Source organism: Clostridioides sp. ES-W-0016-02, from assembly GCF_020641035.1.
GTDB lineage: Bacteria > Bacillota > Clostridia > Peptostreptococcales > Peptostreptococcaceae > Clostridioides.
Genome location: NZ_CP061361.1, coordinates 1623832 through 1650615, shown reverse-complemented (window position 1 = coordinate 1650615; position 26784 = coordinate 1623832). Strand labels below are relative to the sequence as shown.

Genomic DNA, 26784 nt, shown 5'->3' with positions numbered 1-26784 from the left:
CTCCTAGTTTTATAATGTTATCATTCTAGCAATAAATAAAAACTCCCACCCTCTATCAATAACTAGAGGATAGGAGTTTAATCATATTGTACTCACCTCACTGACTGAGCACTATTTGTCTAATAACTATACTATATTTCAGTTAATCTTTCTGAATTTTCTCTTTATTATACATAATATGATATATTTTAACTATTAATTTGTCAATGAAATTTTTTATCTTCTACAGCAATTGCAATTACATCTATCACATTTGCATTTGTTGCATTTGTCACATTTGCATCTGTCACAATTACACTTATGACATCTACATCTATCACAATCATGGTTATTATGGTTGTTTCCATTTCTTCTAGCTTCACATTCCATACCTTCGTCAAAGAATCTTCTAGACTCTTCTAGAGATTCTATACCTTGATAATTATAAGCTGAGTGTTCATTCCAAGATTTTTCTGCTTTTTCCCACATTTTTCTAGCTTCATTTTCAAATTTTCTTGCTTCTCTTCCTCTTTCTTCAGCTTCACAGAATGCTTCTCTTGCTTCTCTTTCTCTTTTTTCTGCTTCTCTTCTAAATCTATCACAATTTCTATCTCTGTCTCTATCTCTGTCACAATCTCTGTCTCTGTCTCTGTCACAATCTCTATCTCTGTCTCTATCTCTGTCACAATCTCTATCTCTGTCACAATCTCTATCTCTGTCTCTATCCCATGAATTATTATCATCTTGGAACCATCTTGATGTAGAATAACTTCTTCTATACCAATCTCCTGAACATTTATTATTTCCCATATAGCATATCTCCTTTTAATTTTAATTTTTTATGAGATGTTTTGTTTCATCTCATACTATATAGTATTAAAATTTCCAAAATATGTTACATAGAAACCTATATTCTTTTCTTTTTAGCTTATTTTCAACATTTTATTCATTTTTTCACAATATCCTTTGTCTTTTATTAGACATAAACTGTTATTTATTTCATACTCAGAGTCAGCATAAACCATAATAGCAAGCTCATCATCATCATTTAAAATATCATAGTTTACTAAGCAATTTCCAACTATATTCAATATTTCATCTTTATTACATTTTTTAAATCTAAGAAGTGCTCCACATTTTTCTCTAACTATTTTATTTACTTGTATTCTATCTTTAGTAAAAGAATCTATACTAGAAACTCTGTTATCTATTATATCAATAACATCTGAGTAAACTGCACTTCCTGTTGCTAGACTTCCAGCTCCCTTACCTACAAAAGAAACTTCTCCTACTGAATCTCCATTTACTATGACAGCATTAAACTCATTGTCTATTCTAGCAAGTATGTTATCTTTTTCCACTAAAACAGGTCTAACAAATGCACTTACTTTATCATTTTCATATTTACTTTGCCCAATTAATTTTATTTTACAATTTAGTTTTTTAGCATATTCTATGTCTTTTTCATCTATATCTGTAATTCCTTCTAGATACACATCTTTCCAGTATACTCTATTATCATAAGCTAGAGTTGACAATATTGATAGCTTTCTAGCAGCATCATATCCTAATACATCTGACTCTGGGTTTGCTTCAGCAAAACCTAATTCTTGAGCTTGTTTTAATGCCATGTCATAAGACAAATCCTCATCATACATTTTAGATAATATAAAGTTAGTAGTTCCATTTAAAATAGCATTTATGCTGTCTATATTATTTCCTTCTAATGATTCTATTATTGGCTTTAATACTGGTATCCCTCCAGCAACTGAAGCTTCAAATTTAATACTTACTTTATTTTCACTAGCTAATTTTGCAAGTTCATCTCCACATTCAGCTAGTAAATCTTTATTTGCTGTAACAACATGAATTTTATTATTTAATGCTTTTTTTATATAAGATAGTGTTGGTTCTAAACCACCCATAACTTCAACTAATATATCTATATCTTTCTCAAATATGTCATCTATATTATTAGTTATTATATTAGAGTATTTTTTTTCTTTATGCTTTTCTAAATTATTAACTAATATTCCAACTATTTCTATATTTCTTTTCTCTTTATTATTATCTATTATATCTATAAGTCCACTTCCTACAGTTCCATATCCTAGTACTCCAATTTTCACTTTATTTTGCATTTTATTTTCCTCCTAAATTTATAATTTTCCGATTTTTTTTAATTTTCAATCTTTTATTGTAATAAAAATAGACCCATCCCTATATAAAGGGACGAGTCTATACTCGCGGTTCCACCCAATTTGATTTTTGTCAATTATTGACAAAATCCACTTTGTACTTTAACGCAGTTAACGGTTAATCTTACTAAAACTCTTTTTAGAGTAACTTCAGATAACAGCTCCTAGGTAGTTTTCAATCCCTCTAATTTAAAAAGTCTTTCAGCCAATGGACTTTTCTCTCTGATAATCGAATTAGATTTACTCTTCCTATTCATCGCTTTTATAATTTTTTATAATTCCTTTTTATACTTTCAAATAATATTTTAAATAACAAAAAACTCCCATCCTTATAATATAAGGACGAGAGTATAATTCCCGCGGTTCCACCTAATTTAGTTTTCATTTTTTATGAAAACCCACTTTAAACTTTAACGTAGTTAACGACTATTCTTACTAAAATCTATTAATATAGATAACTTCAGAAAGTAGCTCCTAGGTAGTTTTCAATCTCTCTAATTTAAAAAGTCTTTCAGCCAATGGACTTTTCTCTCTGATAATCGAATTAGATTTACTCTTCCTATTCATCGCTTTTTTATTTATTATATTGTAATTTATTTTAAACCCTTACAAATAAATTGTCAATAGTTTTTTTAATTTTATTTTTTATACTTAATCTATAAATCCGAAAATTCTATTTCTAATTTTTTACTTAGCTCACTACTGAGCTCTCTTTTATAATTGCATTTTTCACTATTATTGCTTCTAACTGGCAACGAGACAATAAATTCACTTCCAACACCAAGTTGACTTTTTAAAGATATACTACCATCATGTAATTCAACTAAAGATTTCACTAATGAAAGCCCAATTCCACTGCCTTTAACTCTATAAGAAAGTTCATTGTCAATTTGTTCAAACCTATTAAATATTTTATCTATTTTTTCTTTTGGTATACCTATACCACTATCAGATATTTTCATTTCAAACATATTATCTTTCACATATAAAAATATATTTATTTTCCCATTTTCTTTGTTGTACTTAATTCCATTAGAAAGTAAATTCAATATTATTCTTTCCAATTTTTCTGAATCAAATAACATTGAAAATTCCTCTATTTCTGTATCAAATGTAAGTTGTATATTATTTTGACTTGCAAAATCAGCTACAGACATACATATCTCTTCCACAAATGATATTATATCAGACTCTTTTGGCTTAAAATCCAAATATCCCGACTGCATTTTTGTAAAATCTATAACATTATTTACTAATCTCAATATTCTATTTCCATTTTGTTTTACTATACCTAGATTTCTTTTTAGAGTATCATTTGATTCTATTAAGTCTCCCTCTTTCTTTTCTATTACTTGTAATGAAGATGATATTAAATTTATAGGAGTTCTAAGTTCATGAGATAGATTTGCAAAAAACTCCATTCTATTTTTATCCATCTCTTCTTCTAGTTTTTTTCTTCTACTTATATCTCTTGCTGTACCAATTATTCCAATGACACTACCATAACTATCAAAATATGGTCTTTTTGTAATCTCAATACATTTATTTTCGTTATGTATAGTCATATTTGATTCAAATGTAACAATCTTTTTATTTTCAACTACATCCTTATCACTTTTACATATCTTGTCTATAAGAGATTCTTCTGTTGATAACTTATGACTATTCTTACCTAGTAATTCTTCTTTATTCATACATGCTAGATTCAAAAATCCTGAATTAAATCCAATATAATTTCCATATACATCTTTATAAAACATATTCTCTGGTATTGAATGTTCAATCATCTTCATTAAGTTTTTTGAATCATAGTTTTTATTATTATATCCACTGTATATTATATTATCTATTATTCCTATAGTACCTAAAAGTTCACTTTCATCATATAAGAAATATTTTTCAACCATAAAAAATGTTTCTTCGTATTCAAATAGTTTTTGTAAAAATCTTTTTTTACTAGATATTCCTTCTAAATAGTCATCTCTAAATAATTTCCCAGTTCGTTCTCCCCATACTTCTATATCGTTTTTTCCAAATATATCTTTTGTAGTTTTAATTTTGTTATTTAATATTGATATTAAATTTTCACTACAATCTATATATATTCCTTCTTCATCTTTAACATAAGCTAATTTTTCTTTTTTATCAAATGAATCGATTATCTGTCTATAATCGAATACTATTTTACTAAAATACAAAACTACGTACGAATCTCCAACTATTTGTTTTCTTATGTTTATCCAATTTTTAAGTGCTGGAATATATCTTTTTATACAATCTATATTATCTGAGAACAACTCTTTAGAATATTTTTTTGCTCTAAATATAGGTAATACATCTAATATATCTTTATCACAAATTCCCTCTTCTAGTTTCAATACTTGACTCATACCTTTACTTATATATTCCACTCTATATTCTATATCTTCATGTTCTCTTATAATCTTACAGTATAAAAAAGGCACAGGTATATTTTTTATACAATTCACATATTTATTATGGATATCCATATCCTAACCACGACCTCTCAATGTTATTTATAATAATACTTCTTAAGTAATTATATGACATTTTTCTATTAATTATAACATATTTCATAACAAATATTTTCAAATAAATTTAATTTTATGTAATTTATTATTTGTTTATAATTATTTGTGTCGCTTTTTTTTCATCGGTAATGACATGTGTTATGTATCCAGTCTTCAGTGCACCTGTTATTGAATCTATACTAGAATCTGAACATATAGCTATTACTTTTTTTGCCTTTTTTAATTTTTCAAGAGGTATTTGTATGACATAATCACTATCACTTTTAATTATTTCTCCATCTTTATTAAAATAATAAGATAAAAAGGAACCTATTGCTTTTTCTTTTGTAAGCTTCTTTCCAAATCTAATCGCAGTAGCTTGGTCTGGAACCTGAGGATAATTATCAACAGATAAAATTATTGTATCTATATTATCCCATTTTTTCTCCATACTCTGATAATTTTCAGTTTTCAAATAGATATTTCGCTCTTCACTACTAGTTGGAAATGCAGGCGCATATAAAAATACAGGACTAAATCCTGTACTATTTGAAAATACAGATATTAATTCATTAGGGTGATATCCTTTATTTGGTATGTTAGCCATTCCAACCAATGGATATACTTCTCCTTTAAACGTAAAAGTATCCTCACTCTTTTGTATTTCTTCTATTATATTACCTATAGTATATCCCCATCCTATACCGACATTACTAACCTTAGGTAATTCTTCTTTTATATATTTTATTCCATGACTTAGTATAGTTTGTTGAGTTATATATTCGGTTTTAGCTTCTGGTACTATTAGTCCACCTCTAATGTTAAATATCTCTTTCATCTGATTCATCAGCAAATCATTACTAGAAAATAGTTCCCTAATCTCTATCTTTACTATTCCAATTTCTTTTGCTTTATTTAACATTTTACTTATCAATGGTCTTGATACTCCTAAAATTTTTGCAATCTCTGCTTGAGTTTTATTATCTTCATAATACATTTTTGATACTTCTACTAATTTCAACATTTCGTTTTCAATAGTCATATTTTCATCCTTTCAAAGCTAATTCTAAGATAAAATTATCTCATTAGATAAAATTTGTCAAGTTGTATAAAAAATTTAAAAAGCCCAGAAAAATTCTGGGCTTTTTAGCTTAATTATTAACATTCTTGCATTAATTCAATTATAAAACCACCATTAATTATAAATGCACATTTTAAGTTATCTCCTACTTTAAAAGGTTCTACAATTACTTCATTCTCACTCAGATATTTGTCCATATTTTTTACTTTATATGCAACATGAGGATTTTTTTGCATTATTTCTGGAAGTGGACTTCCTTCAACAAATCTTAAATATTCATATTTGAAATCTGTGTATTTTGGGTCTGTTATATACACCTTCAATTCTTCATTAAACTCTTCATGCTCTTGTGGCTTATCTGTTATAACACCTATATGTACAAATTCCATAAATTCCCCTCCAATTATATTAAAACCTATATATTAAACTTATACTACTTATACTCTTCTTTTAATTCTTCAAATAACTTGTATGCTTGTTCTGGAGTATTGTTTTCATGAACTACAGCCTTTATTGCCTTTATCATAGCTTTTGGATTTTCTGATTGGAATACATTTCTTCCCATATCAACTCCTGCTGCTCCTTCATTTATAGCTCTATAAGCCATTTCTAACGCTTCTTTTTCTGGAACTTTTTTCCCTCCTGCTATAACTATTGGAACTGGACAAGCAGATGTTATTTTCTCAAAATCCTCACAATAATAAGTCTTTACTATACTTGCTCCAAATTCAGCTAACATCCTAGTGGCTAATAGAAAATATTTTGCAGTTCTTTCCATCTCTTTACCTACTGCAACGACACCCAAAACTGGTATTGAATATCTATTTCCCATATCTATTGTTTTGACTAAATTTTCTATAGCCTTACACTCACCTTCAGCCCCCATAAATGTCTGTATAGCTAGGCATGATGCATTCATTCTTATAGCATCTTCTATATCAACTCCTATAACCTCCCTACTCATATCCTCTCTGAGTACGGAACTACCAGCCGAACATCTAAGTGCTATAGCTTTATCTTGAGTGGGATTTATACACGTTCTTAAAGCTCCCCTTGTAGCCATAAGACAATCTGCATCTTCTATAAGTTCAGGTATTGAAAGGTCTAATCTTTCTAATCCTTGAGTAGGACCCATTATATATCCATGGTCAAAAGCTAACATCAATGATTTTCCTGTTTTAGGATTAAATATCTTTGATAATCTATTTTTCATTCCCCAATCTACATTGTCCATTCCTTTTAAATAAAAACTTTGTTGAGGTGGTTTTATCCCTATTCCATAATCTTTTGGTAATATTATTCCATCTTTATCTGCCATTTTTTATCTCCCTTTAATTTAGTCTAATTTTTTTTAAAGTAAGGCGTATTACATGGTGAATTGAAGTATCTCAATAATTCATCATCCATTCTAGCTATAAATAGTTGGAATCCAGCTGTTTCTTGAGTAGTCAAAAGTTCTCCAACACAATTTGAAACTATTTCTATATTTTTTTCTTGTAATATTCTATGGCACTTTCTATAAACTATTAACATTTCCATTAAAGTAGTAGCTCCTGAACCATTAACTACTAACATTACTTTTTCACCATCTTCGATATCCAAATCCTTTATTAAAGCTTGTGTCATTATTTCAGCAGTTTCATCAGCAGACTTCATTTCCATACGTCCACCTCCACCTTCTCCATGTTGCCCCATTCCTATTTCCATCTCATTTTCTCCAAGTTCAGAAATTACCATACCTGTAGATGGATGAGTTGCTCCTTTACATGCAACAGCTATAGTTGCCATATTATCAGCAAATTTTTGTGCTATTTCTGCAACTTCATCTAAAGATTTTCCTTCTTTAGCAGCCCCTGCAGCTATTTTATATAAAGGTATACATCCAACCAATCCTCTTCTATCATCACTATTTTCTCTCGGTGCATTTGCTATATCTTCTTGAGTAACAACTTTTCTAACATTTAATCCTTCTTTTTTAACTTGTTTCATAACAAGGTTTCCTGTCAACATATCTCCTGCATGATTAAGAACTACAAATAATACACCTTTCCCTTTGTCTGCCATCTTTATAGCCTCTAAACAAGAATTTGGTCCTGGAGCGGCAAATACATCTCCGACTACAGCTATATCAACCATTCCATCTCCAACAAATCCACTCAAAGCTGGTTCATGACCTGCTCCTCCTAAAGTAACTATTGTTACTCTGTCTTCTTCTTCCAACTTTTTGTTTATTACTAAATTTGAATCTGTAACTCTTAGTAACTCCGAATTTGAAAGTTCTAAACCTTCTAAAACTTCTCTAGTTAAATCTTCTGGTTGGTTAATAAATTTTTTCATTGACATGATAAATTCCCCCTATTAAATTTGTTATATTGATTAATTGCTGTGTTAATCTCTTTTATAATGCGTCATATAAACCTTTAAACATTAATGATATAGAAACAGCGCCTGGGTCCATATGCCCTAAACTTCTTTCCCCTATACTTTTTGCTCGTCCAAATTTTGCTATGTAAGTTTTAGTGCTTTCTGCGCCTTCTACTGCTTTCTCATAACCCACTTTAAAAACATCTTTTATGTTGTCACTTTCAATAGTATGCATAGCATCTATTGCTGGGTATAATGCATCTACTAGTGTTTTTTGACCTACTTTAGCAGTAGAAATAAGAGATAAATTTTCTCTTGCTTCAATAAACATATCTTTTACTTCTTCTATTTTAAGTTCTTTTTTATCTTCTATTCCTTCAGCCATTCCCTCAAATATAGTTCCCCATAAAGGTCCTGCTGACCCTCCATTTACATTCATACATAAAGTACTCAAATCTTCATTAATTGATTTTATACTATCATCATCATGCTCTTCTAGAGCCCTTTTTCTCATACAATCAGCTATTCTATCTATAGTAATTCCATGGTCACCATCTCCAACTATACCATCTAATTCACATAAATATATCTTATTTTCTTTTAATATTTCTGCTGCACTTATTAGCATTTTTCTCCATGTAACTGTTGACAACATTGAATCATCTCCTTACCAATATCTTAACTCAATATTATCATATGTAATAACAAATGTAAATTATTTTTAGAAAACGTTTTTACAAAATTTACATTTGCAATATCAAATACCAATTTTTATTTTAATATTTTACTTTAACATTTCATTTCTTATCTTTCTAAAATACAATCTTGAATTTAATTCATAACCTACAACAATAACCCAACTACTAAAATATATCCATGTCATAAGTACAATTATTTCAGCTATGCTTCCATAGATTACTTCATAGTTAGCATAATAGTTTGTATAATAAGAATAGAAAAATGATACTACAAACCAAGCAAACGTAGCAAAAATAGCACCTGGAGCAGATTCTTTCATAGTCAAACTCTTATTAGGTGTATACTTATACAAAAATGTAAATATTACTATTATTGTTGCAATACCTACAGTGTATCTTAGAATATCCCATATTTTTATGAATATCTCATCTAATCCTATAAAGTTAAAAATAAAATAACCTATCTTCTCTCCATAAACCAAAAATATCATAGATAAAAAAATCAATACCAAAAGCATAATCGTAAATAAAAATGATATAGATAAGATTTTTAAAAAAGACCTAGTTTCTTTAACTTTATAAGCTCTATTCATTCCTTTAATAAGTGCTTTTACTGCCCTTGAAGATGTCCACATCGTAAGTACAAAACTGACAGCTAAAAAATTTAAACTTCTATTGTCTATTGCAGAAACTATAATTGAAGATAATACATCAAAAGCACTCTCTGGCATCATGTTTCTAAATAAGGCTATATATTTATTTAAATGAAGAACTGGTATATATGCTATAGAACTTATTGTAAATATTAAAAAAGGAAATATAGACAACATTAAGAAAAAAGATACTTCTGCTGATTTTGAACTTAACTCACTATAATTAGATTTTGCTACTATATATTCAATTAATTTCTTATCTATCCCAAACATAAATATCCCCTTTTCTCTAATATTAATTTCATTATACAATATTAATTATACTCAGATTCATACCATAATATAATTATTTAAACAAAAATAAAGTAAATAAAAGCTGAAAATAATAATTCTACTAATATTTTAATTTTTTAATCACTGAAAATAAAAAGTATAATCTTGAATTAAATATATATTATTGGACTATAATTATGATTATATACAAGCTTCTAGTGGTATTAATTTAAAAGGATAAAATTCGAGATGTATTTTCTAATTGAATTGACAACACAAAAAGGTTTTTTAAAGTAACAACAAATAAAAATATTAAACAAACTAGTATTAGCAGGGTAACTTTTAAATTTATTATATTTTCTTCTTAAACAATTATTGATTATATCAAATCAATATTAATCTTATGCTTATAATTTAAGAAATATGTAATAAAAGTTAAGTATTTATGGTTATAATGTTTATCTTTTGAATAAAATACATTATAATTAAAAGTAAAGTTGCAAATTTGCTATAATTTTAACAAGTTAATTTTCAGAATTATACAAATTTTACATTAATTGTTAATGCAAATTCTATTTATATAATATTTTTATATTCAAAAATAAATAAAACGGAGGTCTTAAAATATGAGTAACTTTATAATATGTAATTATTGTGGAGACAAGATAGACAAATCTAAGAATAAGTATATAACTTACTCTGAAAAAGATAGTTGTAATGAAGTAAATATTTGTACTAATTGTGCTTTAGACTTATTAGAAAAAACTAATGAAAAATCAAAGATTAAATCTGCAAAAGCTTTAATAAAACAAATAGGATAAAGACACAATATAAATTGTATAAATAAGAAAAGCACCTTTTAATTATAGGTGCTTTTTCTATATATAGATAACTTCATAAGGTATTTAAGGTAGATTAATACAAATATATATTATAATCTATTCTATTTATTTAGCTCTTTATATTTCCTTATTTTTAAATATTAAACTCAGATTCATAGCAGTAGCACATATACTGTATTTTACTTCTGTTGGCACATAATCTACTCCATTTATAAAATCTACCAAATATTGTTCTTCAACATGTGCAACTTTAGCTATAAATTCAATATTAATTTCATATATCTCAATTAGTAAACTTAAAATACCTCTAAGCCTAGAATCTGAATCAACATCTATAGTATATTCGAGTTGCAAAACAAAATTTATCCATCTTGCCCATACGTCTAAATCTGCTGTAAATTCTTTTTCATATTTTTTATAATTTCTTAGTTTTTCTGATTCTATTTTAATCAAATTTGATAAAATATCTTCATTTATGTGATATTCATCAATTAATTTATTAAGTAAAGGTTCTATGTAATCACTATCAATCTTTTTTACTTCCATATAAGTTAAACTCCTCCAAGTAAAATTAGTAAGCATCTTTTTATTATATCACACTTAAATAGTCTCAATTATAATAAAGAAATTTTAAAAACTTGAAATATAAACTTTTTTGTTTCTTTATTTCTTATTGTAATATTTTAGTAACTCTTTATTCTTATTCTCTTGTTATACTTTGATTAAGAAAATCAAATATAAGTTACTGATTATTTTATGAAAAACATTTTAAAATATTAATATTTACAAGGAGGAAATACAATGAATAAAAGAGCAAAACAAGCATTCTTTCAAACAATCCCAAACTTAATAATTGTATTATTAGCACTCATATTTGCATTTTATACTAATACTTTTGACCTTGATTTAAAAGTATTACTCTTATTACCTATAGTATATATTGTTTTATTTTTATATTATTATACAAGACTAAGATAGATTAGTAGTAAGTATGAAAAATAAATCTATTTTCAAAACAAATGTCTTTAAAGTTTACATACTAAGAAAATATACTGTTGTATAAAATTTAATAAATCATTTATTACAAATATAACAAAAGCTGTCAAAACAAATAATTAAAATAATAATTTTCGTAAAATACTTTTTAATTAAAAAACTGGCTAACTTTCAGTTAAATGTCAACCAGTTTTTTATAATGCTTTTATTTAAATACAAATAAAATTGCATCTTTAATACTTATTTATTATTCTTTTATGTAGCAATTTAGTCTATTTTATTTTAATTTTGATACCATAATATCTATATATTCTTTTAAACCTCTAAGCTTTTCATCTGCTTCAGCATCACTAGTTCCTTTTACAGCTATATAAAATTTCAGCTTTGGCTCTGTCCCAGATGGTCTTATAGCTACCCAAGACTCATCTTCCAAGAAATATTTTAAAACATCAGATTTAGGGAGATTATCTACACCATTTTTGTAGTCTTTTTTATCAATTACCTTTATATTATTTATACAATCAATTTGATTTTCTCTAAAATAAGATATTATCTCTTTTATTTTTTCCACACCTTCTATACCTTTTAAAGTTAAAGATATAGTCTGTTCTTTAAAGAATCCATATTTCTTATATAGTTCTATTAAGCCTTCATATAAGCTCATGCCTTTTGAATAGTAAAATGCTGCCATTTCAGATATTAATAATGATGAAACAACACCGTCTTTATCTCTTGCATGAGTTCCAACTAAATAACCATAACTTTCTTCATATCCAAATACATAATTTCTATCTTTATTTTCTTCAAATAATTTTATTTTTTCACCAATAAATTTAAAACCTGTAAGAACATTTAGTACATCAACATTATTTTCTTTTGCTATATCCGCTCCAAATTCTGATGTAACTATAGTTTTTATCATTGTAGGATTTTCTTTTAATTGATTATTTTCTTTTAAGCCTTCTATTATATAGTGTGTCAACATTCCACCAATTTGATTCCCTGTAAGTAATACATATTCCCCTGTAGTGGTTCTTACAGCTACACCTACTCTATCACAATCTGGGTCAGTTGCTATTACAAGGTCTGCTCCTTTTTCTTTTGCAAGCAATATTCCTCTGTTTAAAGCTTTTTTCTCTTCTGGATTTGGGTAGTCAAGCCCTGCAAAATTTGGGTCTGGATTTTCTTCTTCTGGAACCACTAATATGTTTTCAAATCCTACTTCTTTTAATGCTCTTCTTATTGGAATATTGCCAGTTCCACAAAGAGGTGTATAAACTATTTTAAAATTTTTACCTACGCTTTTTACTAAATCTTTTCTTATAACTTGACTTTTTACAGCTTCTATAAATTCAGTATCCTGTGTTTCGTCCAATAAGACTACTAAATTTTTATTAGCTTCATTTAAAGTTGGTATTATACTATAATCATGTATGCTATTTACTTTTTCTGTTATTGCATTTGCAATATCTGGCATAACTTGTGCCCCATCTTCCCAGTATACTTTGTATCCATTGTATTCAGGTGGATTATGGCTAGCTGTTATAACTATCCCTGCTATTGCATTTAGATTTCTAACAGCAAAGGACAATTCTGGAGTAGTTCTTAAACTATCAAATATATATGCCTTTATACCACACGCTGCTAATGTATTTGCAGATTCTATACAAAATTCTCTAGATTTATGCCTATTATCATGAGCTATTACTACGCCCCTATTTTTTTCTTCCTCTGTAGTATTTTCTAGTATATAGTTTGCCAATCCAAAAGTAGCTCTTCTAACTGTATATTTGTTAATTCTATTAGTTCCTGCTTCAATTACACCTCTAAGACCAGCCGTTCCAAATTCTAAATCTTTATAAAATCTATCTTCTATCTCTTTTTCATTATCTTTTATTTTATCTAATTCTAGTTTTGTATCTTCATCAAAATATGAACTCTTTACCCATTCTTCATAAGTTTTAGTATAATCCATAATAAAATCCTCCCTATTTTATCCATTTATTATAATTGCATAGATAAACCTTTTTTATATAATTATGACTCTTCTATATACTTATTAATTGACTTAATAAAAATATTTGCAATTATTCTATGACCTTCCTTAGTTGGATGTAATCCATCAAAATATAATTTTTTATATCCTTCTTTTTCCATACTCTTATTATATTCAGAATAAAAATCTACAAAATCAGTATTAAATGTCACACTAAATTTTTTTATCCAATAATTATATGACTCTAACTTTTTTGATACTGTATTAAAATCCGTAAAGCTACTCCAATCTTCCCTAACATTTGGAATATCTGGTCTCAGTGGTATACCTATTATTGGTATAATATTTTTTGCATATGCTTGATGTACCATAGCCATTATATTAGAATTAATAACTTCATTTCCTGCTCCAGCAATAAAATCATTAGTACCACCCATTATAAAAACCATATCGGGAGAATTCTGTAAAACATCTTCATTAAATCTAACTAACATACCACTTGTTGTATCACCATTTATACCCTTATTTATTATTTCTAAACCAGTCTCCTGACTCACAATGTTTGTCCATGAATTACTTCGTGATACTCCAAATCCATATGTTAAACTGTCTCCTAAGCAGACTATTTTCATCTTATCCCCCCTTAGCTATGTTTTTTCTGTTTTAAGAATAATCTAACAGTTTAATTAATTCATATTTTATACTTTTTTTCCTTCTAAGTAAAGTTATTATATTCACTAAATTAATACACATATACATCTAGACTCTGTCTCCCCCAATTAGATGCTTTTCCTTCACTATTCATAAATATATCTATTCTGTTCCCTTTAATTGCACCTCCACAGTCTTCTGCAACAAATGTCATACCTAATCTAGGTATATATACTTTTGTTCCATATGGTATTATATTTGGGTCAACTGCAATTACCCCCCATCTTGGTGTTGTACCAGTAGATGTTATAGTATCTCCTGCATATGCAGTAGCAACTACTCTCATATGTTTTCCTCCTCTTGTATTTGCTCCTCTTGATGCAATTAATACTTTTTCTTTAGTTCCATTTTTTATAATTTTTGTAGTTGGTTCTTTAGAAATCACTTCTTTTGATAAGACTTTTTTGACTAGCTTTCCATCATGGTAAGTTAAATTATAGACTAGTTTTTTCTCTCCCTCTATTCCCTCCTGATAGACTTTAGATTTTCCTTTTACTAAATTGCTATCATTCATATGTTTTGTGTCAAATGGTATTTTTTCAAATTCTTCTTTTTGATTTTTAGTTACTTTAACAACCTTGATTTTCATGTTATCCTTTAATTCTGTATTCAAACTTGGATTAATTTTATCTTCAGAATTGTATTTCACTCCCTGTTCATCCAAAAGTTCTTCAACTGTCTTTTTAAATGAAGACACTTTTTGTTCTTGGCCTTTAACAGTTAGACTTATCTCTTCTTTATTTAATATAGAATATATACTTACTAAACTCATTAAAATTGATACACTTAATAAAGATGATATTATTATTTTCTTTTCTCTTTTCTCCATAATATTTCCCCTTTCATGTTCAAATTTTAAATTAACTTATTTATTACAGTTTTAATCTTATATTATATATGTATATTATAACTTTCTAAATTTATGTAACTTTTTTGTAACTTCTAAATTTGTTTTATTCATAATTTTTTTATATTCTACGGTTAATGACTTATTTCATACAAATTAAATCTCTATGTTTGATAACTTATTTCATGCAAATAAAAAGCTAGAAACAAGATATTTACTTTATTAAGTATCCTGATTTCCAGCTTTTTATTTACTAATTTTAGTTCGTCACACTAAACATTTATTTATCTTTTAACATTTTCTCCAATTCTGAAACCTTTTTAATTATAGATTCAAAAATTGGTTCTTCTCTTAATTCATTAAAACTATTATCATTAAACATGATAAGTAGATTAGTATATACATTAAAAGTATATGAATTTCTAGATTTTACTTTATCAAAAAACATCATTTGACTTGTATCTGAACTTTCATGTAGGTGATATTTTTCTAATATTTCATTTAAACCATATAAAGCTTCTTTAGCTTCTTCTTTCATATTAAAAAATAAGAAATTTAAAGATAACTCTATGTAGTCCATGTATATTCCAAAAAAAGCTCCTCTATTTTCACTAAATTTCTTCTTTATTTCTAAAGATATATTTGCATATCCTAATGATTTATTTTTTATATATTCCATTTCTTTTTCTGTTGTTTTTTTGTTATAGCTTCCATCATCTAATTCTTTCTTTAATTCTTTATATTTATTTTTACATACATTAATTAATCCTTTACAATCCAGAGTTGCATTAAATACATCGCTAAATAATTTATTTTGAAGTAATGTTTCTGCTTTATCCAATCTATTCTGACTTAAATATATCATAGCTAAATTAACACTTGTGTCTCCTATTGCTTTATGTATCATATTTAAATATAATTCTGCCTTTTCGTAATCGTCTAACATATAATATGCATTTGATAAAATAAGAAGCGCTGTTTCTTTGATCTGAATATCATCTGTATTTCTAACTATATCTTCAAGAATATTTGTTGTTTCTTTAATTTTACTATTGAATTTATCTTTACCAAATTTATATGAATACATTTGGTATAGCGAACTTATTTTTAACTTTAGCAGATAACTTTGAGGATATTTCTCCATATACATATTAGCAAGTCTTTCTACAGATTCTAAATCTTCTTTAAATTCTTCTAATGGTTCCTCTATTAATAAATCAATTTCTACTTTAGCAAGAGTTGCTTCTAGTTCTTTATAGACTTTCATTACTTCTTCTTCACTTAAATCTACTTTATAGTTTAAAAGTTTATCAACAGATACATTAAAAAAATCTGCTAATACTGGCAATAGTTCTATATCTGGATAAGAGTTTCCACTTTCCCATTTAGATACTGCTGGTGTTGACACTCCTATAAACTTTGCTAATTGTTCTTGTGTTAAACTTTTTTCTTTTCTCAATGTTTGTATGACTTCACCTATTTTAATTCGCATATATACCTCCTTAATGTATATCTCTTAATTTAAGTATATTAAAAAAGCATTTATTAGTAAATCGAGGCAAAGTTAACAAAAGACTTATAATTTAACTATTGGTTAAATTATAAGTTAAAAGCTTATTTCATTGACTACAAAATTCCCATTTTTCATTTAGCCAACAAATAACATCCTCAAAAACTTCCTCTTTATTTATCTCATTCAATAATTCATGTCTTCCATCTTTATAGAGTTTACATGTTACATCTTTTACTCCTAATTTTATATATCTATCCCTTAGCCTTAAAACACCCTTACCATTTTTACCTATAGGGTCTTTATCTCCAGATATTATATAAATAGGAATATCAAGTGGTATCTTTTTTAAGTTTTCTTTATCCTCTATTTCTTTTAATCCTTGCACTAAATCATAAAAAAAGCCACAAGTACATACCACCCCACAAAATGGGTCATTTATATATTTTTCAACTTGTTCTTTATCTCTACTTAACCAATCAAATTTAGTATTTTTATTTCTTCTTATGCTTTCTCCACCAAATATTAAATCATTTATTTTATTGCTTCGAGAATTTCTTCCATACTTTTTAATCTCATGATTAATTATTAGATGAGCAAAATTTAGAATAATACCTTGTTTTCCATTTGAACCACATAATATAAGACCAGATAAATTATCACTGTAATCCATTATGTATCTTTGACTCGCAAATGACCCCATACTATGCCCAAATAAATAAATTGGCAAATCTTTATTTTCCTTTTTTATAATACTTGTTAAAGTATTCATATCTTCTACAAGGCATCTAAAACCTTCTTTTTCAGCTAGATGCCCAACATTCTCTACTGTCTTTGCGGTTTTTCCATGTCCTCTATGGTCATTTATATATACTATATATCCATTTTTAGTAAGCTCTTTAGCAAAAACTTCATACCGTTGTGCAGTTTCTGCCATTCCATGGGCAATTTGTACAATTGCCTTTGGGTTTTCTATACTTTCATCTTCCCATTTATATGTATATATATCTAAATCTTCTTTTCCCTTGAAAGTAAAATTTGTACACTTCATAATTACTCCTCCAGCCTGAATTTATTCAACATATTAACTTATATACTATATTACTACAATTTTCAAGTCAAAACGTTCTATATAAGTTTCTTACTTATTAATTATTAGCATAAATTGCTATACAAGTGTTGCTCTAAATAACTATATAATAATTTAGTTATTGAATATTAATTATTTAGAGAGAACATTTAACTATACTTGGACATCATATTGACATTATATTCAATTCGTGATATTCTGTTTTCGTCAAAATAGTATCTAAATACAAAGGAGATATTTTATGGATTATTCAAATGAATTGAAAGAATTGTTTCTAATGAATCAAACATATGCAACTCTTTTTACTCTTACAAACAAAATACAAATAGAAGGCGATAAGTATTTTGATGTACTTACTTCAAGACAATATATGACTATTTTATCTATTCTTCACTTACCAGAAGAAGAAACAACATTAAATAATATTGCACGAAAAATGGGTACAAGTAAACAAAATATAAATAGAATAGTTGCTAACCTTGAAAAAAATGAATATGTTCAGGTAGTTCCAAGCCCAAATGATAAAAGAGCAATTAATGTAAAGGTTACCGATTTAGGAAAACAAGTCATGATTAAATGTAGTAGAGTTGGAATAAATTTTATGGCAGATGTATTTCATGAGTTTACTCAAGACGAATTAGAAACCTTGTGGAGTTTACTAAAAAAAATGTATCGTTTTAATGGCGAAGAACAAGATGGATTTGAAGACGATGCTAATTTTATGGAGGATGAAGAACTTGATAAAATTAAAGCTGAAGCACTTAAAGAATTCTCAAGAAGAAGAAATAAAGTAAATAAAAAAGATTAATATTATAATGAAAAAGCTATCTATAATATCACAATATTTTTAAATGCTCATGAGATTAAAGATGGAGGTTTGAAATATAGATATTTGTATAATATAAATCAAAACATGAAAACGGCGACTTTAGTTTTTGCAAAATCGCCGTTAAATCTATTTATCCTTTTATAAATTTGAATAACTTTTATAGTCTTTTGTTGACTGTATTAAGGTCATTGAACTTGAAATCATGCGAGATTATGAAAATCAGATTATAGTAAGTTGCTTAGATAAGATTCTCAAACATTATAAGCTTATTCTTACATTAAAATACATAGATGAATTATCTATAGATGTAACCAAACTGGTTTTCTATGATTGTCTGAAATTTCAAATGGCTTCATCAATTCTCACTCTACTTCCAGCCTGAAAGGGAGAGAATTGATAGGAATTTCTGCTTTTCACTCTTAGTCGCCACACAGAAATGATTCCAGTTGCATTTTCGAATAAAAAAATACACCCATCACATGATGCAGACCAATCTGGTCAGTCCACTCATCTATTAGTTCTATTATCCCTTTAGATGAGTCATTGTTGAATTTCCATTCGATATAACAGTGTAGCATATCAAAGAGCAATAGAAATACAATAAGCATAATCAGCTTTTTCATCTTCTTCATTTTGATATTACCTATTTCAATTTTCTTCACTATGTTTTAGCCCTTTCAGTATAAAGGCAGAAAGACAGATGCACAGCAACAATATTATAGTACTCCCCATTATTTTTCCTACAGTGGTTATGTGGTAACCAGAAAAGTTAAATATAGCTGAAATAGGATAAAAGGTTTTTAGAGTATTTGACATACTCGCAAATAGTCCAGTAACAGAATAAATTTCAGTAAATACTAACGCAAGCCAATACCCTTTTTTCATACGTGAGACCAGCGCGATAATGGGTGAAATTGCAAGGAATACACCTACACCACCTAAAAAATATTCTTTCAAAGAACTTAAAATCAGTTCTACTGATAAATCGGAAAGATGTAAAATAACTTCAGTCAAAAATGTTATGGCAAAGAGCAACAAATAAAGGAGTATGCTAAATGCAAAAGTAACAATCATTTTTGCAATGGTTAATTTTGCTTCATTTACAGGAATTAGGCGCAGAGATTTTATGGCATCATCATCTTCTTCACGACAAATCATATAACTCCCTAAAAGGGCAATGACTGCTGGAAGAACAAAAAAAGTTGCCCAGGGTTGAACTTCGTCCATATACCACCCTGCATTGTCTATATACCGAGAGCCCTCATATACAGTTTTTAATCCATAATGTAAATCTGGTCCATCATGCACACCTTGTCCTCCTGCAAAAATCATAGTAGCTACCATAACTATTGCAAAAACTGCAATCCAAACAACCTTTGAACGGCGAAGCTTTTGGCTTTCAGCCCAAAGTAATTTTTGCATGATTCATACCTCACTTTCTTTTTCTTAATGCTATATTTACAAGTACTATTGAAACAATATCCCAAATGCAAATACAAAGAAATGCAAGTGGAATGTTAATTGCCTGTGTATATACAAGACCTGGAATATCTTTATTTCGCATAACGATAACTGCCATACTGGATAACGGGTGTAAATACATATTTACTGTCATTAAGATAAAACCAGAAAAGGCATACACCAATGTTATACAAGTTGGGAGAATGTATCCTTTTTGCGACACAGCGATTGCTAAAATTGGTAGCATTACAAAAGCAATAATAACACCAAATTCCAAACATTTTTTCAGTAAATATAAAACGCTTCCCCATTCAAATACGACATATCCAGGAAGTATACTGAATATAATAGAAGCAATGGCTGTAATCAGCATGAAACAAATAGAGTAAATCAAAACCACAAAAAATTTACTGAAAAAGTATCCCATTTTGCTTATAGGCACAATCAAAAGTTGTTTGAGTATATCATACTGATTTTCTTCGCGCATAAGTATCGTACAAAGCATTCCCAAAACGACAGGCAAAATAATAAAAATAGTATAACTGAACGCAGACCATTTATAAAATTGTATTGGGTCAACATCAGTTTCTCCCAAATGCTTGAAATATAATAGTGCGAAAAATGGCATAATGAGAGTAGCTAACAACATTAACCAAATAAGTTTCTTGCGGCGCAGTTTAAGAAATTCTGTTTGAATAAATTTAAGCAATGCCTTCTCCTCCTGTAATTTTTTTGAAATAGTCCTCTAAAGTATCATTACAAATCCCCGAACTAGTTACAGTAACATTCTGCATAACAAGGGCTTTATTTATTTCACCCATATTCAGATTAGTGTCGTAAATACGTAAGCTATGGCTGTCTTGAACAGAATAATCTTTTAAGTTGAATTGACGCTCTAAAATCAGTAAAGCTTTTGGAGTATCTGACACTTGCAGCAGTATATATTTACGATTTTTCTTTTCTAGTTGGCTCATGCTGCTTTCTTCCAAGAGGACACCATTGTTGATGATTCCAATATCATCAGCCAATAATGAAATTTCCGAAAGAATATGACTTGAAATAAGAATCGTTTTTCCGCACTCAACACTTAAATGTTTAATAAAATCTCTCATTTCAGCAATGCCAATAGGGTCAAGACCGTTTGTAGGTTCATCCAAAATCAGCACTTCTGGGTCATGTAAAATAGCATTTGCAATTCCCAGACGCTGTTTCATTCCAAGTGAATACTTACCAAACAGCTTTTTGTCTTTATAATGCAATCCTACTATTTTCAATGCGTTTTCAACTGCGTGTGGGCTGGCTGTGCCGCGCAGCTTCGCAAAAATTTCAAGATTTTCTGTTCCAGTTAAATTTGGATAAAATCCTGGTGTTTCAATAATTGCGCCAATACGGGGATATATTTGTTTTTCTCTACCTTTGATATTTTTTCCGAATACAGTTACTTCGCCAGAAGTGATAGGCGTCAGTCCTAAAATCATTTTCATAATCGTGGTTTTACCAGCTCCATTGCGTCCTAACAAACCATAAATTTGACCTTTTTTAATATGGAGATTGACTTTGCTAACCACTTCCTGTTCTCCATAAACTTTTGTCAGATGTTTTGTTTCAATCACAAAATCATTCATATAAAATTTCCTCACTTTCCATAAAACTACTTTTGTCATGTGATAACTGATAGAATATCAGAAACAATCACAATTAGAAGTATACAACATAAACCTTGCCAAAACCTTGCTAAAACCTTGCTTTTATCTTGTTTTAGCAGAAAGAAAGCCCTGCATTTTACAGAGCTTTCGGAAGCAATATTGTAAATATAGTCCCCATATTAATGGTGCTGTTGGCGGTAATCGTTCCTTTGTGAACATTGATAAGTTCTTTTACAATCGCCAATCCTAAGCCATTACCTTTTGATGACCTAGAATGGTCACATTGATACATTCTTTCAAAGATATGTGGGAGATTATCAGAAGATATTCCTTTCCCGTTATCTTCTACTACAATTTTGACTTGCTGTTCATTTTCAAAAATACGTAGTGTTACTTTATCTCCATCACTATGCCTAATGATATTTTGTAATAGATTATTAAGAATGCGGGTATATGCGTTTACATCTATGTGCATAGCATACTCAGTTTCAGGTATATCAATTTCATATTCAAAATGGCATTTTTCTAAAATAGGAACCCAATCAGCTATAATATTACGAGATAATTCATTCAAATCGAAAAGTTCAAAATGAAAAATCTGTTCCCTAGAATCCAATTTCACCCATTCAAATAGATTTTCTACAAAATGTTTTAAGTGTTGGGCTTTATTATACGCAACATGTATATATTCGTCCTTTTCTTCTCCTACAACAATATCAGTTTCGATTGCCTCCAAATAACCAACCAAAGAAGCAAGTGGAGTTTTTACATCATGGGAAAGACTTGTCATTAGCTGTTTGTATGCTTGTTCCGATTGTTTCTGCTGGATAAGCTGTGATTGACTGTTGATTGCAATTTCGTTAATATCATAGCAAATTTGTCTTGTTATATCACTCTTCCTTGTTAAAACACGTCGGTTAAGGTTCCCGTTTTTTATATCTTCTAAAGCATATTTTATAAGTGCAAGCTGTGTTCGGACACGCCACAAAATAGAAACGAGATACACTATAATAATTAAAGCAAGAGCAAATGCAAAAAGCAGATAAACATTCATATTTAGATTATGCCTCCTTATTAAAACGATAGCCAACACCTCGGACTGTCAAAATATAAAATGGATGTCCAGGGTCTGCTTCAATCTTTTTCCGTAATTTACTGATAAAAGACATAATATTACTATCATCAAAAGCATATTCTTCTCCCCACACTTGCATATAAATCTGTTTTTTGGTAAACACTCGTCCTTTATTAGAAGCCAGAAAAGAAAGTAAATCAAATTCTTTGCTTGTAAGCTGAACAGGAATATTGTCAACGGAAACAACGCGATTTGTTCTGTCAATAACCATGCCTTTTATTATTATGCAATCTGTATCTGTTACAAAAGTAGGGTTTAACATAGTATAACGGCGAATAAGAGAATTGATACGAGCCATAAGCTCATTTATGCAGAATGGCTTTGTTAGATAATCGTCAGCACCTAGACGCAACCCAGAAACTTTATCATTCTCGTCACTTTTAGCGGTAAGCATAAGTACTGGGACATTACTTGTTTCCCTAATTTTTTTCAGAACTTGAAACCCATCTATGTCTGGCATCATTACATCCAAAATCACAAGAGAGCAGCTATTTTTGTTTTCATCAGTCAGGCGTAATCCCTCCACACCTCCATGTGCAATAATAGCAGATAAATTTTCTTGCTCTACACATTTTTTCATAAGAGCACAAAGCTCTTTGTCATCGTCTATAATCACAACATTATTCATATTATAGCTCCTTTCTCCTCTTTGTTCTACTATACGACTTTTTAGAGTCTTTTAGTATTAGCCACATATAATCAATTTTTGAAAATTCCAGTATATTTTGCACCATCTTTCAGAAATGCCCCATTTTATCGTCACTTAGGGGCAAGACATATATTCCATATTCAAATGGTTCTTTCGTTATAATATATCAGCATATATTATATATGGAGAACCAAATAAAATCAAGAAATGGAGTGCGAATACCATGATTTATTTTGCCTAATAATAAGAACTACGTAAATATCCCTAAAAAGAAAGGAGAACAGTAAAATGTAACTAGGTGAATAACTATTGCAAAAAGAACTCAGTATCAAATATCAATACTGAGTTCTTTCAACATTATAATTAGTCTCTCATAAAAATTATATCATTTAGCTTTTGTAAATCATTAAATGGTTGACTACAACTATTATTTTGACATACATAATAAGTAGTTTTGTCGTTTTTTAATCTATAATTATTTAAAAAATCTATCTTAGTATTTTCTTCATTGTATTTTTTTACTAAAAAAGTTGAATTTGGTAAAAAATTTTCACTTACTAAAGTCTTAAAACCAATTAAATCAGAGTTTTCCTTTAAAATACATATGATTTCTTTTGTAGGATAAAGTTCATACATTAATGAAAGCATATAAAAACTATATCCTGTTGGTGAATTTTTTACACTATCTGAATAAAGCTTTAATTGCTTGTATGACAATTCTTCAAGTTTATTGTCACCAGTAGTTTTTGCAAGTCTTATAAGATTATATAATTGTACAGAATTACCTGATGGAATAGCTCCATCATACAAGTCTTTTGGTCTTGCTATTAAATTTTCACTATCTTTACCATATAGGTAAAATCCACTTTTTTCATAGTCCCAAAAAAGCTCAATACAACTTTCATTTAATTTTAATGCCTCTTCTAAATACTTTATATCAAATGTTGATTCATAAAGTTCTATATATGCCCATATTAAAAATGCATAATCATCCAAATATGCTAAATAATCAGCACTACCATCTCTATATCTAGCTAATAATCTACCTGCTTTATTCACAAGATTACTATTTATAAAATCAATACACTTATTTGAATACTCTAAATATCTATCCATTTTTAGAGTTTTATAAGCCTTTGCTAAAGCTACTACCATCAATGCATTCCATGATGTCAGAATTTTATCATCTTTATGCAAAGAAGTTCTTTCTCTCCTATATTCAAATACCTTTTTACTCAAATTAGCTATTCTTTCATTATACTTATCATATTCTTTATTTTCTATGAGATTAGGAATACTTTTCCCCTCAAAATTTCCACTACTAGTTATATCAAAATAATCATTAAAGAATTTTCCATCTTCTTCACCTAATATATCAATTATTTCAAGTGGATTAAATGTATAAAATTTACCTTCCTCGCCCTCACTATCTGCATCTTGTGCTGAATAAAATCCACCTTCTTTATCTTGCATCTCTCTAATTACATAATCTATAGTTTTTATAGCAATTTCTTTATATAACTCTTTCTTGGTTATCTTGTATGCATCTAAATATGCAACTGTAAGCATAGCATTGTCATATAGCATCTTTTCAAAATGAGGTGCTAACCATTTTTTATCAGTGGAATATCTTGAAAAACCAAATCCAATATGGTCAAATAGACCTCCTCTGTACATTCCATCTAAAGTTTTTTCCACCATTTTTAATACATCTTCATCTTTTTCTATACTATAGTATTTCATCAAAAACATAAGATTTTGAGGACTTGGAAACTTAGGTGCATTACCAAAACCACCATATTTATCATCATAAATAGTTTTAAATATTCTAACTGATGAACTCAACATATCTTTTGATAAATCACCATCTGTATTTTTCACTCCAAAATCATCTTTAAGAGCCTCTACTATTTCATTTCCAGATTTTATAAGCATATCCTTATTTGTATTCCATTTGTCAGATACATTTTCCAATAAATCTATAACACCTGGTCTATTATATCTTGAGTATTTTGGAAAATAAGTTCCTGCAAAAAAAGGTTTTTTATCAGGAGTCATTATTATAGTCATTGGCCATCCACCACTACCTGTCATTGCTTGACAAACTGTCATATACACACTATCTATATCTGGTCTTTCTTCCTTGTCTACTTTTATTGCTATAAAGTTTTTGTTCATTATTTCAGCAACTTCTTCATCTTCAAAAGATTCATTTTCCATAACATGACACCAGTGGCAAGTTGAATATCCAATACTTAAAAATATCGGTTTATCTTCTTCCTTTGCCTTTTTAAAAGTTTCGTCGTTCCAACTATGCCAATTTATGGGATTATATGCATGTTGCAGAAGATATGGAGATTTCTCACTTATTAAATTATTAGGTTTTTTATTCGTTGCCATAATACCACCTCATTTATTATTTTGTTATATGTTTTGCAATAAAAAAATAGATATACACTTATAATAAGCATATACCCATTTTTAACTGTATATATTTAAGTTTTTATCTACTTAATTCCTCTAGGCAAATAATTTTTAAAATACCTACCAAAACAAAACAATACAAGAAATATCAAGCTATTTCTTTAAAGGTTTTTCAAAAGAAGGAGGATTGATATCTATCTTAGTATCATGATTTGGTCCTGGAGTTGATAAATCGAAGTATAGCTTAGAATCTTCTGTAACTCCAAAATCCTTGTTTGAACCTGTATCTTTAACCTTGTTTAAAGCATCTCTAAATAAAGCATTATGTGCTTCTTCTCTATTAAGTAAAAAATCAATTGTTTCTTTTACATATTTATCATCAATTTGTCTATATAGATGCTCATAAACTACCTTTGCTCTTTGTTCAGAAGCTATATTTGAAAGTAAATCAGCTACTAAATCACCTGTAACTGTAACATAATCAGCAGTCCATGGAGCTCCTGATGAATTTATTAATACTGGTGATAATCCAGTTAAAACATGAGTTTCGATTTCCCCTGTATCAACTGCTTTGTAATCAACATCATGCCCATTTAATAAATTTATAGTTTGACCTACCATTTCCATATGACTAAGTTCTTCTGCTGCTATATCAAGAAATAAATCTTTTATTTGAGGGTCTTTTATTCTAAAGCTTTGAGCTAAATATTGCATTGCTGCTTTTAATTCTCCATTTCCACCACCTAACTGTTCTTGCATCAAAACGGCATATTGAGGGTTTGGTCTTTCTACTTTTACTTCTTTTAATAAAGCTTTATCATGCTTAAACATATAAATACCTCCGTAAATTATTATTCAGAATTATTATTTA

The 26784-nt window shown here is 28.4% G+C and carries 25 protein-coding genes and 2 other annotated features; of the genes, 3 read left to right on the top strand and 22 right to left on the bottom strand.

The annotated features are described in order from the left end of the window. Positions 1-216: 216 nt before the first annotated feature. From IC758_RS07970 to IC758_RS07930, 9 genes are all read right to left on the bottom strand, one after another. Positions 217-789: a hypothetical protein gene (locus IC758_RS07970; protein WP_227860866.1), complete on the bottom strand. Its 573-nt coding sequence runs from the start codon at positions 787-789 to the stop codon at positions 217-219. A 113-nt stretch (positions 790-902) separates the two neighbouring features. Continuing rightward, positions 903-2120: a homoserine dehydrogenase gene (locus tag IC758_RS07965; protein WP_227433002.1), complete on the bottom strand. Its 1218-nt coding sequence runs from the start codon at positions 2118-2120 to the stop codon at positions 903-905. 84 nt (positions 2121-2204) lie between these two features. Then, positions 2205-2443, bottom strand: a binding site (T-box leader). 69 nt (positions 2444-2512) lie between these two features. Beyond that, positions 2513-2753 (bottom strand) — a binding site (T-box leader). 80 nt (positions 2754-2833) lie between these two features. Continuing rightward, a complete protein-coding gene (locus IC758_RS07960; protein WP_227860865.1) occupies positions 2834-4687 on the bottom strand; it encodes an ATP-binding protein in 1854 nt (617 codons plus the stop codon). 127 nt (positions 4688-4814) lie between these two features. Continuing rightward, on the bottom strand, positions 4815-5750 hold the full coding sequence (locus tag IC758_RS07955; protein WP_227433000.1) for a sugar-binding transcriptional regulator: 936 nt from the start codon (positions 5748-5750) through the stop codon (positions 4815-4817). 116 nt (positions 5751-5866) lie between these two features. Continuing rightward, positions 5867-6178, bottom strand: a complete 312-nt coding sequence (locus IC758_RS07950) for a hypothetical protein (protein ID WP_227432999.1) — start codon at positions 6176-6178, stop codon at positions 5867-5869. A 44-nt stretch (positions 6179-6222) separates the two neighbouring features. Further along, positions 6223-7107 (bottom strand): 3-hydroxy-5-phosphonooxypentane-2,4-dione thiolase, encoded by an 885-nt coding sequence (gene lsrF, locus IC758_RS07945; RefSeq protein WP_227432997.1) that lies wholly within the window; start codon positions 7105-7107, stop codon positions 6223-6225. 23 nt (positions 7108-7130) lie between these two features. Beyond that, positions 7131-8132: a dihydroxyacetone kinase subunit DhaK gene (locus IC758_RS07940; RefSeq protein WP_227482369.1), complete on the bottom strand. Its 1002-nt coding sequence runs from the start codon at positions 8130-8132 to the stop codon at positions 7131-7133. 55 nt (positions 8133-8187) lie between these two features. Then, positions 8188-8808, bottom strand: coding sequence for a dihydroxyacetone kinase subunit DhaL (gene dhaL / locus IC758_RS07935; RefSeq protein ID WP_227860864.1), 621 nt, complete (start codon positions 8806-8808; stop codon positions 8188-8190). Between the two features lie 129 nt (positions 8809-8937). Beyond that, on the bottom strand, positions 8938-9777 hold the full coding sequence (locus IC758_RS07930) for a YihY/virulence factor BrkB family protein (protein ID WP_227432991.1): 840 nt from the start codon (positions 9775-9777) through the stop codon (positions 8938-8940). 626 nt (positions 9778-10403) lie between these two features. Here IC758_RS07930 and IC758_RS07925 point away from each other — a divergent pair. After that, complete coding sequence (locus IC758_RS07925) at positions 10404-10598, top strand: DNA-directed RNA polymerase (RefSeq protein WP_227432990.1); 195 nt, start codon at positions 10404-10406, stop codon at positions 10596-10598. 138 nt (positions 10599-10736) lie between these two features. Here the strand turns inward: IC758_RS07925 and IC758_RS07920 are convergent, their stop codons facing one another. Then, on the bottom strand, positions 10737-11165 hold the full coding sequence (locus IC758_RS07920) for an HTH domain-containing protein (RefSeq protein ID WP_227432988.1): 429 nt from the start codon (positions 11163-11165) through the stop codon (positions 10737-10739). A 255-nt stretch (positions 11166-11420) separates the two neighbouring features. Here IC758_RS07920 and IC758_RS07915 point away from each other — a divergent pair, with 255 nt between their 5' ends. Continuing rightward, positions 11421-11597 carry a hypothetical protein gene (locus tag IC758_RS07915; protein WP_227432987.1) on the top strand — a complete coding sequence of 59 codons (177 nt, stop codon included), beginning with the start codon at positions 11421-11423 and terminating at the stop codon, positions 11595-11597. 295 nt (positions 11598-11892) lie between these two features. Here the strand turns inward: IC758_RS07915 and IC758_RS07910 are convergent, their stop codons facing one another. The 5 genes from IC758_RS07910 to IC758_RS07890 all read right to left on the bottom strand — a co-directional run bounded on the left by IC758_RS07910 (position 11893) and on the right by IC758_RS07890 (position 17730). Beyond that, complete coding sequence (locus IC758_RS07910; protein ID WP_227432985.1) at positions 11893-13590, bottom strand: phospho-sugar mutase; 1698 nt, start codon at positions 13588-13590, stop codon at positions 11893-11895. A 62-nt stretch (positions 13591-13652) separates the two neighbouring features. Beyond that, complete coding sequence (locus tag IC758_RS07905) at positions 13653-14243, bottom strand: SGNH/GDSL hydrolase family protein (protein ID WP_227432984.1); 591 nt, start codon at positions 14241-14243, stop codon at positions 13653-13655. Positions 14244-14353: 110 nt separating this feature from the next. Then, entirely contained in the window at positions 14354-15151 is a 798-nt protein-coding gene (locus IC758_RS07900) for a 3D domain-containing protein (protein WP_227432982.1), read from the bottom strand. A gap of 298 nt (positions 15152-15449) precedes the next feature. Next, positions 15450-16661 (bottom strand): helix-turn-helix domain-containing protein, encoded by a 1212-nt coding sequence (locus IC758_RS07895; RefSeq protein WP_227860863.1) that lies wholly within the window; start codon positions 16659-16661, stop codon positions 15450-15452. Between the two features lie 127 nt (positions 16662-16788). Then, a complete protein-coding gene (locus IC758_RS07890) occupies positions 16789-17730 on the bottom strand; it encodes an alpha/beta hydrolase (RefSeq protein WP_227432979.1) in 942 nt (313 codons plus the stop codon). Between the two features lie 280 nt (positions 17731-18010). On the opposite strand from IC758_RS07890, the gene IC758_RS07885 reads away from it, so the two are divergent. Beyond that, positions 18011-18577 (top strand): MarR family winged helix-turn-helix transcriptional regulator, encoded by a 567-nt coding sequence (locus IC758_RS07885; protein ID WP_227432977.1) that lies wholly within the window; start codon positions 18011-18013, stop codon positions 18575-18577. Positions 18578-19246: 669 nt separating this feature from the next. On the opposite strand, the gene IC758_RS07880 is transcribed toward IC758_RS07885, so the two are convergent. The 7 genes from IC758_RS07880 to IC758_RS07850 all read right to left on the bottom strand — a co-directional run bounded on the left by IC758_RS07880 (position 19247) and on the right by IC758_RS07850 (position 26744). Further along, complete coding sequence (locus IC758_RS07880; protein ID WP_227860862.1) at positions 19247-20020, bottom strand: ABC transporter permease; 774 nt, start codon at positions 20018-20020, stop codon at positions 19247-19249. 10 nt (positions 20021-20030) lie between these two features. Then, positions 20031-20768: an ABC transporter permease gene (locus IC758_RS07875; protein ID WP_227432975.1), complete on the bottom strand. Its 738-nt coding sequence runs from the start codon at positions 20766-20768 to the stop codon at positions 20031-20033. Further along, a complete protein-coding gene (locus IC758_RS07870) occupies positions 20761-21684 on the bottom strand; it encodes an ABC transporter ATP-binding protein (protein ID WP_227432974.1) in 924 nt (307 codons plus the stop codon). Before IC758_RS07870 ends, IC758_RS07875 begins: the two co-directional genes overlap by 8 nt. 157 nt (positions 21685-21841) lie before the next feature. Continuing rightward, entirely contained in the window at positions 21842-22759 is a 918-nt protein-coding gene (locus IC758_RS07865; RefSeq protein WP_227432972.1) for a sensor histidine kinase, read from the bottom strand. Between the two features lie 7 nt (positions 22760-22766). Further along, positions 22767-23468, bottom strand: coding sequence for a response regulator transcription factor (locus IC758_RS07860; RefSeq protein ID WP_227432970.1), 702 nt, complete (start codon positions 23466-23468; stop codon positions 22767-22769). Between the two features lie 384 nt (positions 23469-23852). After that, a complete protein-coding gene (locus IC758_RS07855) occupies positions 23853-25889 on the bottom strand; it encodes a thioredoxin domain-containing protein (RefSeq protein WP_227831119.1) in 2037 nt (678 codons plus the stop codon). Between the two features lie 177 nt (positions 25890-26066). After that, positions 26067-26744 carry a manganese catalase family protein gene (locus IC758_RS07850; protein ID WP_227432965.1) on the bottom strand — a complete coding sequence of 226 codons (678 nt, stop codon included), beginning with the start codon at positions 26742-26744 and terminating at the stop codon, positions 26067-26069. Positions 26745-26784: the final 40 nt, after the last annotated feature.